This is a genomic window from Francisella sp. 19S2-4 (assembly GCF_036281795.1).
In the GTDB taxonomy this organism is placed as follows: domain Bacteria; phylum Pseudomonadota; class Gammaproteobacteria; order Francisellales; family Francisellaceae; genus Francisella.
Window position 1 is genome coordinate 1 of sequence record NZ_JAWUZH010000024.1, and the last position, 13,487, is coordinate 13,487.

Below are 13,487 nucleotides of genomic sequence, written 5' to 3' on the forward strand. Positions count from 1 at the left end.
TAAGGCTAAGTTTTTACTAAAAATAGCAAAAATATTCCTATTCATAGAAATTGAAAGATTTATTCAACAGTCTTTAAAATTACCATTATGTTTTTTTTAGATTTACTGTAAAAATATTATATAAATCCGAGTGCTATAGATAAAATGAATTAAATTTATATAAATTATTCAATAATGGAATCTATAAAGAATATACGCACCTTTCTTGCTGTTGTTGAGACACAATCATTTACTGCTGCTGCTAAAAAATTGTTTATGACTCAGCCAACTATTACTAAAAGAATATCTCAAATAGAAAAAGCTTTAGATAATCAGATATTTTATCGCAATGGAAGTTCGGTTCAGCTTACCTCTACAGGTAAGGTTTTAGTTCCCTATGCAATTGATCTTATTCATGCTTGGAGTAATCTTCAGACTAAAATTAATGAAATACAAAATGATGTCGTTGGAGAATTAAATATTAGTTGTAGCCATCAGATTGGATCAGACTTTTTACCTAGAATACTCAAAGAATATGTTAATAAATATCCTAAAGTAGATATCAAACTTGATTCTACATACTCACTATCTATCTATTATCGATAGAGTTAATTCATCAGAGATAGAAGTCGGTTTGGTAACTATAAATAGAAATATGCCGAAAATTATAGAGTCTAATATCTTTGAAAAAAAGCAACTTATTGCTGTTATTGCTAAAGATCATGATTACTGGAGTCAGTCAGCTAATAATAGGATTAGATACTTAAATAATATTCCTGTCTTATCTGCTCCAGCTGGTAATGAACATCATAATATTTTGAATTCAATAATGCATAAGTTTCAAATAACATCAACAGAACTAAGTGGTTTTAGTACACTTGAAGTAATAAGAAAACTTGTTGAGAATGGTTTTGGCTGGGCTTTAATTACTAAAGATATGATGTCTGATAAACTCAAAGAAATACCAACTATAAAAGATTCTATTTATGTTAGTAATGCCTGTATATATAGTAAAAAAAATCAACTTTCACGTCCAGCTATAGCTTTTATAGAAATGTGTAAAAAATATGGGAGCTTAGATTAATATGAGTGTTAAAGTTTATATTTTAAGAATTTTTTGAAATGTAGATTTATTTATTATTTTATGTTAGATTAATAAAATTTTACACATTCATTAAACTTAAATGAAAAAATTATTGTCAATATTTTTATTGGCTGTTTGTATGTCAACTCTTAATAGCTGTCTTCTAGTGCCATATGCTGTTGAGCAGGAAGCGGAATATTCTGAAAATTTTGACTATTCTGTTGAGCAGGTTAGTCATGCTGTATTGGATCAGTTTAAAAATAATAAAAATATTACTTTAACTAAAAACATAATTACTAATGAAAGAGCGGTTATAGAAGGTAAGGTTGATTCTAAAAAATATCAAGGAACCTTTAGTATCAATGTTTATCAAATTACAGAACATGCCTCAACATTAGAAATTAAATATGATATTTTTGGTGATAAAGTAAGATCTAGAGAACTTTTATTGAGTGTTAAAAAAGATTTGCAAAAGAACTACTCTTAATTCTTACTCTATTAATCTTAAGAATTCCTCAATATATTGTATCTGAACTTTCTCTACATTAGCTTCTTTAACAAAGGTGCTAATCTGGCACATTTCTAAACCACTATAACCACAAGGATTAATGTAACTAAATGGGGTAAGATCCATATCTACATTAATAGCTATACCATGATAAGTTTTACCTTGTTTAACTCTAAGACCTAATGATGCTATTTTCTTACTATTTATATATATTCCATGAGCATTTTCTATAGTATGAGCATCTAAGTTATAATATTTTTTTAGCACATTGATACAAGTTTGCTCAATAATGGAAACTAGTCTTTTAGCACCTAGTTTATTCCTTTTAACATCGAGTAAAAAATATATAACTGCTTGTCCTGGTCCGTGATATGTTACTTGACCACCGCGATCAGTTTCAACTATTGGAATGTTGTGTAGGTTTAAAATATGTTCAGGTTTTCCGTGCTTACCTTGAGTAAATACAGCAGGATGCTCGACAAGCCATATTTCATCATTTGTATTCTCAGATCGGCTTGCTGTGAATGCAATCATATCTCTAAATACATTAGAGTATTCTTGTAAGCCTAATTTTTTTTGTTGAGTTGGCATAATAGAATTGTAGTAGTTATAATTAGTAAGATTTTATAGAACCATATGTACTTCTGGATGACCAGAAATTTCTCTATATATATTATCTAGCTGCTCTTTGCTATCAGCTGTAAAAATAGCAGTTATAGAAATATATTTACCTGTTTTACTTTCTTTTGTGTTGAAATCTATTTCACTATGATTAGGAACATATTTTTCAAAAACATTTAGTATAAATTCAACAGTCTCTTTTTGAGGATTTGCCATTATTTTTATAGGAAATTGGCATGGAAACTCAAAAAAAGTTTCTTTATTTTCTTTATCAGACATTATTATTCCTTAATAAAAATCTTAATTACCACCAACCTTTTTGAGAAATATCGTTTTGTGCTATTACAGGTACACTAGCAATCGTCTCTTTTAGGCCTCCAACTGTTATAACAAGATTACCTACAGTTTGTCCTTTAGTTATAGGTGCTTTAACTCCAGGGTTAAACTCGATACCTTGTTTTAGATGAGGAATATAAGTTTTAGGTACGGTTTTATAAATATTTTGGTTTGATGAAACCGTTATTTTTTGTCCAGCTTTTGCATTAGGAATATTATCTGCACTAATTGTCACTGGCGAGTTTGCTTTGTATAACAATACATTTTGATATTTTGTTAAAGCATATCTTAGTAGTTTAGCAGATTCAGAGTCTCTCTTTGCAGAACTATCTGTCCCAAGTACTACAGATATAAATCTTTCACCATCTTGCTTAGCAGAAGAAACTAGACAGTAGCCAGCAGCACTAGTATGTCCAGTTTTTATTCCATCAGCACCATCAAATGTGAATAAAAGCTTGTTTCTATTGTTTTGTAAAACAAAGTTGTCACGTTTAGGGAATAGTTTAGTACAATTATCTTTAGCAGCATCACTTAAATCTTTAGCTGTGTAACTTTGCATAACTTCACCATTAGAGCGATCAAATTTAGGTAAACATTCTTTACGATCTGCAATACTTACAGAAACTTGTTTCGTAGCATTCCAAACAAGGCCTTTATTATCATAGACTTTATATGCTTCTGGGAAGTTATAAATATAAGATCTTGCTAATAGAGCCATGTCATGCGCAGTAGTATATTGATTACCTCCTGGTAGACCGTCTGGATTTGCAAAGTGTGTATTATTCATGCCTATAGCTTTAGCAGTTTGATTCATTAGAGTAGTGAATGCTTCTGTTGTACCGCCAATATATTCAGCAAGAGCGATAGTTGCATCATTTCCTGAAACTACATCCATACCTGTCACAAGATCTTTAACAGAAACTCTAGCTCCAGCTCTTACATACATTTTTGATCCACCTGTGCTAGCAGCATTCTGGCTAATTGGAACCATAGTGTCCCATGTAAGATTTCCAGCTTTAATTTCACTAGCTACTATGTAAGATGTCATCATCTTAGTTAGACTGGCAGGCTCTCTTCTAACATCCATATTTTTTTCACTAACGATATCTCCCGTACGATAGTCCATTGCTACCCATGCTGCAGCATCTAGTTGGATATCTACAGGTTTTACAATGATATCTTTCTGCTGGATACCATTACCACCATTAAAGTATGGATCAGAGCTAGCTGATATATTAGGAGCTGCGATAGCAATGCTTGTAGTCAAGCTAGCTGTTAGTAAAGCTATTTTTTTTAAATTCATATTTTTCCCTCTTTAAAATTTATTAAAGGTCTACATTTCTTAAATCGTTATTGGGCTATTTTAATATTTATGTAATATAAATACAAAGGTTTTTGTGTTAGACTCTCATATAGTGTGTTAGGTGTTTATAATTTAGCAAAAATAAAGGAGAAATTACTATGCTAAAAAATATACCTTGTGGAAAAGATATTCCAAATGATTTTAATGTTGTGATTGAGATACCTCAAGATAGCGATCCAATTAAATATGAATTCTGCAAAGAGAGTAATATGATTGTTGTTGATAGATTTATGTCTTCTTCAATGAGATATCCTTGCAATTATGGTTTTGTGCCAAATACTTTGTATGATGATGGTGATCCAATTGATGTGTTAGTTATTGCACCATATCCTTTACTTGCTGGCTGTGTTATAAATTGTAGAGCTGTAGGTGTTTTTAAGATGGAGGATGATGGTGGTGTTGATGCTAAAATTATCGCCGTACCAAATAACAAACTAACAAAAGAATATGATCATATTAATGATGTTCAAGATATACCAGAAACATTAAGACGTAAAATTGAGCATTTCTTTACTCATTATAAAGACCTTGATTCTGGAAAGTGGGTTGAAGTTGATGGCTGGGATAATGTTGCATTTGCTAAAAAAGAAATTGAAAAATCTGTTAAAAACTATAAGTAAAAAAATCTTTAGTACTTCTCAATATTGTTATTAAACTTAGCTATATTTATAAAGATCTAATAACTTTATATATTCTTTAAACACCTTTTTAAAATACCAATGCTTAATCCTTATTATAAGTATAAACTTAGATGTTTTGTCCTTTAATATTTTGTCTTATTGTTATTTATGATAATATCTTTGATTGAGATAGATGTTTTATAAGTTCATTAAATGGAAGTAAATAAATTAGAAGATATAAAATTATTAGTATTAGATGTTGATGGAGTATTAACAGATGGCAAGATCATTATATCTAATGATGGTAATGAATATAAAAATTTTAATGTTAAAGATGGTTTAGGTATAGTTCTACTTCAAAAGCTTGGTTTAAAAATAGCAGTAATAACAGGAAAAAGCTCTAGAATTGTAGAGGATAGACTTATCTCTTTAGGTTTAGATCCGGAAGATATTTTTCAAGGACAAAAAAATAAATTAAAAGCTTATGAGCTTCTAAAAGAAAAATATAATTTGAAAAATGAGAATATTGCATACATTGGTGATGATTTACCAGATATAAACTTAATGAATAAAGTAGGTATTTCAGCAGCGCCAGCAGACTCACTTGATATAGTGAAAGATTATGCAGACTATGTTTGTCATAAAAAAGGCGGTGATGGTGCTGTTCGAGAATTTTGTGAGTATTTAATAAAATACCTAGGATTGTATGACAAGGTAATTAAGGACTTTGTTGAGTTTGGTGGGGTAAAATAGGATATAATGAAATTTTTTACTAAATATTCTTTCTTTGCAAATACTGTCTCAATTGTTGTTGTCGTGGTATCAATATTATATATAAGTTATAAAGCTCTTGAAGGTGGAGTAAGTCCTAATCAAGAACATAAAGATAAAGCTAGAGTTGAATTAACAGCCTATAATTTTCACTATAATGAATATGATAAGGATGGTGATCTAAAGACTAACTTTGTTTCAGGCAAGCTAGAGCAATATACTAATCAAGATGTGAAAATGACAGATCTTATTGAGAGAAGTTATGATAAAAAAACAGGTAAGAAAACTTGGCAGGTTAAATCTAAACATGGCTTTTCGAGTAAAGAAACAAATGAAAACCTAATACATTTATATGATGGTGTAGATGCTATTATGTTTTTGAAGAAAAAAGCTAATAGTGAAAATGAGCAAGCTTCGTCAGATGATAGTAATAAATACTCTCCAGATAAGTTATATATAAAAACTTCAGAGATGTACTATAATACAGATTCTAAAGACTTTTATAATAATAATTTTGTTAAAATGTATGATCCTAAAACAGGTAATAATACGACAGGTGTTGGAGTAAGAGGAAATGCTGACTCAAAAGTTATTAACCTTAATCAAGATGTAAGGAGCTACTATGCGTCAAGCTAAATTAATGCTGGTAGTTTTAGGTTTATTCTCAATATTTAATACTTCATTTGCGATTAGCTCTAGTACAGCAATGAAAGAGGATAGTGTGACAGCAGATGAAAAAGAGAATAATTCTGTTGATAATGTTCTAAAAGAATATGGCCCAATAACTATTTGTGCAGATAGGGCTGTATATGATGGTAGTAAAAATAGACTAACATATTATGATAATGTTTTTGTTATGCAAATTCATAATAAACATATTTTATGTCATAAGCCAAGCATAGAGAAAAAAGGTGTTGAATATTTTGAACGAGATAAGAAATACTCTTTTGAACAGTTACAAAAAAAATGGTTTGAAACGGCTAAAGAATTATGTGCTAGTGAAAAAGAGTGTAATTTCATCTCTGGTCAAAAACTTGTTATGCAACTGACTAAAGAGAAAAAAGTCGAAACATTAACAATGGAATCTGAAGGTATGGATAGGTCACAATTTTATACATTCCCTACAAATTCTGCACCAAATTTTATTGAAAGTAAAAAAATCACTAGGGGTCCTGTTAGTGGAGTTGCTAAAAAAATCATATATAACATTGCTGAGAAACAATTAGAATTAGATAAAAAAGCGACGGTAATACAGAATGAAAATCGCTATAGAGGTGAGAAGATTATTTATGATATTAGACATGATTTAGTATCAATTCCAGGAAGTAGAAATAGACGTTCAACAATTGTTTTAGAAGGAATATCAAAACAAACTAAGATTAATACAGGATTAACGCCAATTTCTGATTATCATAAAAATACTGAGAAACCTCATGTGGTTGGCTTAACTGGATAAGCCTTATTTTTGAGATAAAGTTTTGGATTATAAAATAGGTATAAGATGGAAAAGTATACATTAGAGGCAAAAAGGTTAGGTAAGAAATATGGTTCACGTTGGGTTGTGAATAATGTTTCTATGAAAGTATCTACTGGAGAGATCGTAGGGTTATTAGGACCTAATGGAGCAGGTAAAACAACTTCATTCTATATGATTGTAGGTTTAGTTGCAGCAACTCGTGGAAAAGTTCGTATGGGAAACGAAGATGTTACTAAAATGCCTATTCACCTCAGAGCAAGACGAGGTCTAGGATATTTACCTCAGGAAGCATCGGTTTTTAGAAAATTAAGTGTAGAAGATAATATAGTAGCTATATTAGAAACACGAAAAGACTTAAGTAAAAGCCAAATAGATGAGAAGTTAAATGAGCTTTTAGATGAGTTCAGTATTCAACATATCCGTAAAAGTTTAGGCATGGCTTTATCTGGAGGAGAGAGAAGAAGGGTAGAGATAGCAAGAGCTCTAGCTATGGATCCTAAATTTATTCTATTAGATGAACCTTTTGCAGGGGTTGATCCGGTTTCTGTAATAGAAATTAAAGAAGTTGTACGCCATCTTAAAGATCGCGGCATAGGTGTCTTGATTACTGATCATAATGTACGTGAAACATTAGACATTTGTGAAAGAGCATATATTGTAAATGCTGGAAACATGTTAGCAGCAGGTACACCAGAAGAGGTTTTAGCAGATGAAACAGTTAGAAAAGTATACCTAGGTGAGGACTTTAAACTATAATATTTATGAAGATAGATACATCAAAATCAAAAGTAATATGTGTTGGTAGAAACTATGTTGAGCACATACAAGAGTTAAATAATGAAATTCCTGAGAATCCAGTTATTTTCTTAAAACCAAATTCAAGTATTTCTAAAACTTTAAAGTTGTCGGATAACCGAGAAACTCATTATGAGTGTGAAATAGTTTTTAGTTTTGATAATAATTCTAAAATAAAAGCTGTTGGAGTAGGTCTAGATTTAACAGATAGGAAACTACAATCAAAACTTAAAGCTAAGGGGTTACCATGGGAACTTGCTAAAGCTTTTGATAATAGTGCTGTAATTAGTGACTTTGTCGAGATATCTGAAGATAAAATATCAAAGTTGAATTTTAAGGCTTATAAAAATGGTAGTTTAATTCAACAAGGTAATTATGAGTTAATGATATATAAACCTAGTCAAATTATTAAATTTTTGAAAGATAATAATATTTCAATATGTGAGAACGATTTACTTATGACGGGTACTCCAAAGGGTGTCGGAATAATAAATGCTGGAGATAAGTTTAACATCGAGCTCTTTTGTGGTGATAATAAAGTTTTAGAAACAAATTTTTAGGTATATAAAATATGTGGGCAATAATAGGAAGTAGTGGTTTTGAGTCATTTGATGATTTTGAAATTATAGAGGAGTTATCTAGGGAAACTCCTTTTGGATTATGTTCAAATGGTTTATTTAAAATAAAAGTTGAGGGTATAGAAACTTTATTCTTAAATAGAACTGGGTTGGAAGAGAGTATATTGCCACATCAAATAAATTATAAGGCAAATATATATGCTTTGAAAAAGCATGGAGCAACTTCAATTATAGCATTATCTTCTGTTAGAAGTTTAAGAGACGAATTAAAGCCTGGCGATATGGTTATTCCGTATCAATTTATTGATAGAACAAAATCGTTACGTGAGTTTACGTTTTGTGAGCAGGGGCTTTTAAATTATGTATCTTTATCAAAACCAATTACAGAGAGTATTGCCGAAGAAATTAGAGAAAAGAAACAAGAGTTTGATTTTGATATTCATTTCAAGCAAAGTTATGTTTGTATAGAAGGTCCACAATTTCCTACAATAATAGATGCTAAATGCTTCCAAAGTATGGGTGGTGGTGTTATTGGAATGACTGCTTTTCCAGAATTTGCTCTAGCAAGAGAAGCAGGGCTTAATTATATTAGTTGCAATTTTATTGTTGATTATGTGCCTTGGTCATATGATGTTAGAAATCTTTATAATGTTTTAGAGATTAGAGAAACTAATAATCTTAAAGCAGAAAAACTACTTAAATGGTTAGTAAATAATTTACCATTCTATGCTGAGAATGATTGTCATGAACTTGGTATTGCTAGATACCTATCTACACCAATTGATTCTCTAGCACCAAATAAGAAGGCGTGGCTAAGAGTTATAGCTAAAGATAACTCAAAACATGATAAAGCTCGAGAAGCTGAGGTTCTTAAAAAAGTTCCTGATCTATATGGGGGTATTAAAGCAATTCCTCCAAAATTACAGGATCTATTAACTTTTATTGGTAAGTTTGATCGTGAAGGAAATAGAAAGGATCTTGAAGCAACAAGAAAAGCCGCAGCTTCTTTAAACTTATATAGCTATCCAAAAGAGTCGATTGATAAAGTCGAAGATATTGAAATACCCCATCAAGATGGGCATATTATTCCAGTTAGGGTTTATAATCCAAATACTCAGGATAAATTGAAGGCTATAGTCTTTTCTCATGGCGGAGGTTTTGTCTCAGGGACACTAGAGTCATTTGATGCTTTTTGTAGAAAGCTTGCTTTGACAACTAATAGAGTTGTGTTTGCTGTTGATTATAGGCTTGCTCCTGAGCATAAGTTTCCAGCAGGACTAAATGATGTAGAATGCGTTGCAGAACATATTTATAAACATGCAGCTAAATTTGGTATATCAAGAAAAGAATTTACTTTGATGGGAGATAGTGCGGGAGCTAACTTAACAATCCTAGCAACACATAATCTTTTACAAAATGATAAAGCTAAAATAGTTAATAATATTATTTTATATCCATCAGTTGATTTATCTCATATGCCAACTAAATCTTTAGATGATTTTGAAAGTGGTTATATTTTAACTAAAGCTAAAACTATGTGGTATTCTGAATTATACGTTCCAGAAGGAATGGATAAGCGTTCTCCAGAGATATCTCCTTTCTATATAAAAAGATTAGAAGATATGCCTCGTACTTTAGTTATGACCGCAGGGTATGATCCTTTAAAAGATGAGGGATTATTGTTTGCTGAAAGACTTCTTAGACATGATGTTGAGGTTCAGCATTATCATTTTGATAGTTTGGTGCATGGATTTATTAATTTCTCAAAACTTATTCCTAAAGAAATGGATGTTTTACACTCAAGAGTTGTTAAATTTCTTGGCTAGTTACACGCTAAATTTGTATTTAGTCTATATTATGCTTATACACTAGTGTAAACTCATCCCCAAATAACTATAGTAGATATTTAATAATATAGTTAGATATTAAAATAAAGGTAATAATTATATGTCTCAAGCTATACTTTTTCTAAATGGTAAAGTTGATTTGGCTTTTTGTGAACAGTATATACAAGATAATCTTTGTCACTTGGATATCTTCTGTGCAGATGGAGCATATAGAAAAATAATTAAATCTAGTCAATTGAGTTCAAAAATTAAAAAAGTGATTGGAGATTTTGATTCATTTACTGCTTCAAATGACGAATTATTTTTAATTGATAAGGATCAATATTCTACAGATTTTGAAAAATCTCTTAATTATATAATTTCTCAAGGTGTTTCAAAAGTATTTGTATTTGGAGCTTCTGAAGGTGAGATGGATCATTTTTTATGTAATATTTCTATAGCTAAAAACTATATAAAAAGAATAAATATAGAGTTTATCGATATATATTCGAGATATTTTTTTATACCAAATAAGTTCTCTATAAGTCGGGTAAAAGGCAGGATGTTTTCAGTTATGCCTTTTGGATCTGCAGAAGATATATATTATAATGGTTTAAGGTATCCCTTAAGTGGAGAAAGCTTAAGTATAGATACAAGTACTGGTGCAAGAAACTATGCTACGGAAGACAAGGTAGAAATATCATACTCTTCTGGGGATATTTTATTGTTTATTTCGCATGCAAAATATAAGGATAGATTAAATGCTATTTTGTAATGATGCTAAAAAGCAGTTAAAGCAACAAAATGTTAACTTAAAAACAGAATTTGAGAATGATAAAAATCGTATTGATAAATTATCGTTAACACATGATGGAATATATTTTGATTTTTCAAAGAATCTTATTAATGAGAAAATTTTATTAGAATTAATAGAGTCTGCTGAAAAGTCTAAGCTCAAAGAAAAAATCTCCCAGATGTTTGCAGGTGAAAAAATCAATTCTACTGAGAATAGAGCGGTACTTCACACTGCGTTACGTGACTTTTCAGATAGTTCTTTAGTTATTGATGGCCAAGATATTCGTCAAGAAGTTAAGCAAGAGAAAAAACGTGTAAAAGAGCTTGTTGAAAAAGTTGTGTCTGGAAATTGGAAAGGTTTTTCTGGTAAAAAGATTACAGATATAGTAAATATTGGTATTGGTGGGTCTGATTTAGGACCTAAAATGGTAGTTAGAGCTTTACAACCTTATCATTGTACAGGCCTTAAAGTACATTTTGTTTCAAATGTAGATGCTGATTCATTATTACAGGCTTTACACATTGTTGATCCTGAGACTACTTTATTTATAGTAGCTTCAAAATCTTTTTCTACAGAAGAGACTCTTTTAAACTCTATTTCTGCTAGAGAATGGTTGCTTGATCATTATGAGGATTCTAAAGCTGTAGCTAATCATTTTGTTGCGATATCTAGCAAACTAGATAAAGTTGAAGAGTTTGGTATAGATCTTAAGCATTGTTATAAAATGTGGGATTGGGTTGGAGGCCGTTATTCATTATGGTCATCAATAGGTATGTCGATCGCTTTTGCTATTGGTTATGATAATTTCGAGAAACTATTAGAGGGTGCATATTCAGTAGATAAGCATTTTAAAGAAACTACTTTTAGTAAAAATATTCCAGTAATAATGGGATTATTAGCTAGTTACTATTCTTGTGCTTATAATAGTCAGTCTCAAGCATTATTACCATATGATGAGAGATTATGTTACTTTGTTGATTATCTACAACAAGCAGATATGGAGAGTAATGGCAAATCTGTAAATCTGCATGGACAAAATGTTGACTATCAGACTGGAGTAGTTCTTTGGGGAGGTGTTGGCACAAATGGTCAGCATGCATTTCATCAGCTTTTACATCAAGGTAATGTTTTTATTCCGGTTGATTTTATAGCTATTGCAAATAGTCATCATAATTACGAGAACCATCAGCAAGCTCTACTTGCAAACTGCTTTGCTCAGTCTCAAGCACTAATGTTTGGACAATCGTATGATATGGTTTATAATGAGCTGTTAAAATCTGGTCTAAGTGAGTCTGAAGCTAAAGAATTAGCTCCTCATAAGGTGATACCAGGTAATAGACCAAGCACTACTATTTTATTGGAAGAGCTAAGTCCTTACTCTCTAGGAGAATTGATAGCATTATATGAGCATAAGATATTTGTTCAAGGTGTCTTATGGGATATTAATAGTTATGACCAATGGGGTGTTGAGCTTGGTAAAAAACTAGGAAAAAATATTTTAAAAGCTATGGATGATATTTCATCAGATGAGTATAAGCATTTGGATGAGTCAACTAAGCGACTAATAGCTAAGGTGAAAAGTTAAGTAATGGTATTGCGTAAAAAGAAAGGTTTCTCATTAGTTGAGGTTATGGTGGTTATTGCTATTATGACTATACTTATGATGGCTGCTATCAGTTCCTTTACTTTTTACTACAAAACATTTGCCGAGACTAGGCTAACTAATTTGCAGAAACTTATTGAATATAGTGTTATTAGAGCGCGCTCTGACGGAAAAACCGTTATTGTATGTGCCGCTACACCAGATAGTTTTGATACAAGTGGTAAATTAGATGAGAATAGTTTTAGTTGTGCAAATTCCCCATCTTGGAATGATGAACCTATTATTGCTTTTGAGAGTGAAGATGGCACAGAAATATATAATGGTGTCGATGATAACATAATTGCAAATTTACCTCAGGGACACCAAGGACATATATATATAAATTTATCAGGTAGCCCAAGTTATATAAGAATTAGTCCTAATGGGTTTATGGCAACAGGAAATGGAAATATCACATACTGTGATAGATCAAACAAGTATCAAGCAGCTTTAATTATTAATTTAGTCGGTAGGGTTGTTTATACGGATAGTAAAACCAAAGATGGTGGTGGCGTATATACTTGTGAATAGCTTTTATATTTATTGATTAAAGGAGAATACAATAATGACTAACGGTAGAATACCTATGACTCCAGCAGGAGAACAAGCTTTAAGAATAGAGTTAGATCATCTTAAGAAAGTTGAAAGACCTAATATTATTGAAGCTATTGCTGAAGCGCGTGAGCATGGCGATTTAAAAGAAAATGCAGAGTATCATGCAGCGAGAGAAAAACAAGGTATTATAGAAGGCAGAATTAAGGATATTGAATCAAAATTATCTAATGCTCAAGTTATTGATGTAACAAAAATTTCTGCAAATGGAATGGTTATCTTTGGATCTACTGTTACGGTAATGAATATTGATACGGAAGAAGAAACAACTTATAAAATTGTTGGCGAAGATGAAGCTAATATAGATGATCATAAAATATCTGTAGGAGCTCCTTTAGCACGTGCCTTAATAAAAAGAGAAGAAGGCGATGAAATTACTCTAGATACACCAAAAGGTAAAGTAACTTACGAAATAGTAGAAGTAGAGTATAGATAATAATCTATTGCTTTAAAGTTACTTTGTAATTAATGTGCTTTTT

General features: G+C 30.9%; 17 protein-coding genes. 14 read left to right on the top strand and 3 right to left on the bottom strand.

Annotated elements, in window-relative coordinates; all coding sequences use genetic code 11:
* The first annotated feature begins 174 nt into the window (after positions 1-174).
* From R8535_RS06440 to R8535_RS06450, 3 genes are all read left to right on the top strand, one after another.
* Complete coding sequence (locus R8535_RS06440; RefSeq protein ID WP_329497681.1) at positions 175-585, top strand: LysR family transcriptional regulator; 411 nt, start codon at positions 175-177, stop codon at positions 583-585.
* 28 nt (positions 586-613) lie between these two features.
* Positions 614-1,063: a LysR family transcriptional regulator substrate-binding protein gene (locus R8535_RS06445; RefSeq protein ID WP_329499494.1), complete on the top strand. Its 450-nt coding sequence runs from the start codon at positions 614-616 to the stop codon at positions 1,061-1,063.
* A 100-nt stretch (positions 1,064-1,163) separates the two neighbouring features.
* Entirely contained in the window at positions 1,164-1,550 is a 387-nt protein-coding gene (locus R8535_RS06450; protein ID WP_329497679.1) for a DUF3568 family protein, read from the top strand.
* A gap of 3 nt (positions 1,551-1,553) precedes the next feature.
* On the opposite strand, the gene lipB is transcribed toward R8535_RS06450, so the two are convergent.
* From lipB to R8535_RS06465, 3 genes are read right to left on the bottom strand one after another with little or no spacing between them, the layout of a single operon-like run.
* The gene (gene lipB, locus R8535_RS06455) at positions 1,554-2,162 is read right to left on the bottom strand and encodes a lipoyl(octanoyl) transferase LipB (protein WP_329497677.1); all 609 of its coding nucleotides are present in this window, start codon (positions 2,160-2,162) and stop codon (positions 1,554-1,556) included.
* A 33-nt stretch (positions 2,163-2,195) separates the two neighbouring features.
* Positions 2,196-2,471, bottom strand: a complete 276-nt coding sequence (locus tag R8535_RS06460; protein ID WP_329497675.1) for an HP0495 family protein — start codon at positions 2,469-2,471, stop codon at positions 2,196-2,198.
* 25 nt (positions 2,472-2,496) lie between these two features.
* The gene (locus R8535_RS06465) at positions 2,497-3,831 is read right to left on the bottom strand and encodes a D-alanyl-D-alanine carboxypeptidase family protein (protein ID WP_329497673.1); all 1,335 of its coding nucleotides are present in this window, start codon (positions 3,829-3,831) and stop codon (positions 2,497-2,499) included.
* A 158-nt stretch (positions 3,832-3,989) separates the two neighbouring features.
* Between R8535_RS06465 and ppa the strand changes: the two genes are divergently transcribed.
* The 11 genes from ppa to greA all read left to right on the top strand — a co-directional run bounded on the left by ppa (position 3,990) and on the right by greA (position 13,444).
* Positions 3,990-4,511 carry an inorganic diphosphatase gene (gene ppa, locus R8535_RS06470; protein ID WP_329497671.1) on the top strand — a complete coding sequence of 174 codons (522 nt, stop codon included), beginning with the start codon at positions 3,990-3,992 and terminating at the stop codon, positions 4,509-4,511.
* Positions 4,512-4,724: 213 nt separating this feature from the next.
* Positions 4,725-5,264 carry a KdsC family phosphatase gene (locus tag R8535_RS06475; protein WP_329497669.1) on the top strand — a complete coding sequence of 180 codons (540 nt, stop codon included), beginning with the start codon at positions 4,725-4,727 and terminating at the stop codon, positions 5,262-5,264.
* A 6-nt stretch (positions 5,265-5,270) separates the two neighbouring features.
* Entirely contained in the window at positions 5,271-5,918 is a 648-nt protein-coding gene (gene lptC / locus R8535_RS06480; RefSeq protein WP_329497667.1) for an LPS export ABC transporter periplasmic protein LptC, read from the top strand.
* Positions 5,905-6,738: an LptA/OstA family protein gene (locus tag R8535_RS06485; RefSeq protein ID WP_442902166.1), complete on the top strand. Its 834-nt coding sequence runs from the start codon at positions 5,905-5,907 to the stop codon at positions 6,736-6,738. Before lptC ends, R8535_RS06485 begins: the two co-directional genes overlap by 14 nt.
* A 45-nt stretch (positions 6,739-6,783) precedes the next feature.
* Positions 6,784-7,515, top strand: a complete 732-nt coding sequence (gene lptB, locus R8535_RS06490) for an LPS export ABC transporter ATP-binding protein (RefSeq protein ID WP_329497665.1) — start codon at positions 6,784-6,786, stop codon at positions 7,513-7,515.
* A gap of 5 nt (positions 7,516-7,520) precedes the next feature.
* On the top strand, positions 7,521-8,114 hold the full coding sequence (locus tag R8535_RS06495; RefSeq protein ID WP_329497663.1) for a fumarylacetoacetate hydrolase family protein: 594 nt from the start codon (positions 7,521-7,523) through the stop codon (positions 8,112-8,114).
* Positions 8,115-8,125: 11 nt separating this feature from the next.
* Positions 8,126-9,958: an alpha/beta hydrolase fold domain-containing protein gene (locus R8535_RS06500; protein ID WP_329497660.1), complete on the top strand. Its 1,833-nt coding sequence runs from the start codon at positions 8,126-8,128 to the stop codon at positions 9,956-9,958.
* A gap of 121 nt (positions 9,959-10,079) precedes the next feature.
* The gene (locus R8535_RS06505; protein WP_329497658.1) at positions 10,080-10,733 is read left to right on the top strand and encodes a thiamine diphosphokinase; all 654 of its coding nucleotides are present in this window, start codon (positions 10,080-10,082) and stop codon (positions 10,731-10,733) included.
* Entirely contained in the window at positions 10,720-12,339 is a 1,620-nt protein-coding gene (gene pgi, locus R8535_RS06510; protein WP_329497657.1) for a glucose-6-phosphate isomerase, read from the top strand. Before R8535_RS06505 ends, pgi begins: the two co-directional genes overlap by 14 nt.
* 3 nt (positions 12,340-12,342) lie before the next feature.
* Positions 12,343-12,927 carry a GspH/FimT family pseudopilin gene (locus tag R8535_RS06515; protein ID WP_329497655.1) on the top strand — a complete coding sequence of 195 codons (585 nt, stop codon included), beginning with the start codon at positions 12,343-12,345 and terminating at the stop codon, positions 12,925-12,927.
* 34 nt (positions 12,928-12,961) lie between these two features.
* Positions 12,962-13,444 (top strand): transcription elongation factor GreA, encoded by a 483-nt coding sequence (greA, locus tag R8535_RS06520; protein WP_329497653.1) that lies wholly within the window; start codon positions 12,962-12,964, stop codon positions 13,442-13,444.
* Positions 13,445-13,487: the final 43 nt, after the last annotated feature.

What these genes read in the sequence shown, in the direction of transcription:
- R8535_RS06465 (WP_329497673.1), bottom strand. Translation starts at nt 3,831, where the DNA reads ATGAATTTAAAAAAAATAGCTTTACTAACAGCTAGCTTGACTACAAGC.
- lipB (WP_329497677.1), bottom strand. Translation starts at nt 2,162, where the DNA reads ATGCCAACTCAACAAAAAAAATTAGGCTTACAAGAATACTCTAATGTA.
- R8535_RS06505 (WP_329497658.1), top strand. Translation starts at nt 10,080, where the DNA reads ATGTCTCAAGCTATACTTTTTCTAAATGGTAAAGTTGATTTGGCTTTT.
- R8535_RS06515 (WP_329497655.1), top strand. Translation starts at nt 12,343, where the DNA reads ATGGTATTGCGTAAAAAGAAAGGTTTCTCATTAGTTGAGGTTATGGTG.
- R8535_RS06460 (WP_329497675.1), bottom strand. Translation starts at nt 2,471, where the DNA reads ATGTCTGATAAAGAAAATAAAGAAACTTTTTTTGAGTTTCCATGCCAA.
- R8535_RS06450 (WP_329497679.1), top strand. Translation starts at nt 1,164, where the DNA reads ATGAAAAAATTATTGTCAATATTTTTATTGGCTGTTTGTATGTCAACT.
- ppa (WP_329497671.1), top strand. Translation starts at nt 3,990, where the DNA reads ATGCTAAAAAATATACCTTGTGGAAAAGATATTCCAAATGATTTTAAT.
- pgi (WP_329497657.1), top strand. Translation starts at nt 10,720, where the DNA reads ATGCTATTTTGTAATGATGCTAAAAAGCAGTTAAAGCAACAAAATGTT.
- R8535_RS06440 (WP_329497681.1), top strand. Translation starts at nt 175, where the DNA reads ATGGAATCTATAAAGAATATACGCACCTTTCTTGCTGTTGTTGAGACA.
- greA (WP_329497653.1), top strand. Translation starts at nt 12,962, where the DNA reads ATGACTAACGGTAGAATACCTATGACTCCAGCAGGAGAACAAGCTTTA.
- R8535_RS06495 (WP_329497663.1), top strand. Translation starts at nt 7,521, where the DNA reads ATGAAGATAGATACATCAAAATCAAAAGTAATATGTGTTGGTAGAAAC.
- lptC (WP_329497667.1), top strand. Translation starts at nt 5,271, where the DNA reads ATGAAATTTTTTACTAAATATTCTTTCTTTGCAAATACTGTCTCAATT.
- lptB (WP_329497665.1), top strand. Translation starts at nt 6,784, where the DNA reads ATGGAAAAGTATACATTAGAGGCAAAAAGGTTAGGTAAGAAATATGGT.
- R8535_RS06500 (WP_329497660.1), top strand. Translation starts at nt 8,126, where the DNA reads ATGTGGGCAATAATAGGAAGTAGTGGTTTTGAGTCATTTGATGATTTT.
- R8535_RS06475 (WP_329497669.1), top strand. Translation starts at nt 4,725, where the DNA reads ATGGAAGTAAATAAATTAGAAGATATAAAATTATTAGTATTAGATGTT.
- R8535_RS06485 (WP_442902166.1), top strand. Translation starts at nt 5,905, where the DNA reads ATGCGTCAAGCTAAATTAATGCTGGTAGTTTTAGGTTTATTCTCAATA.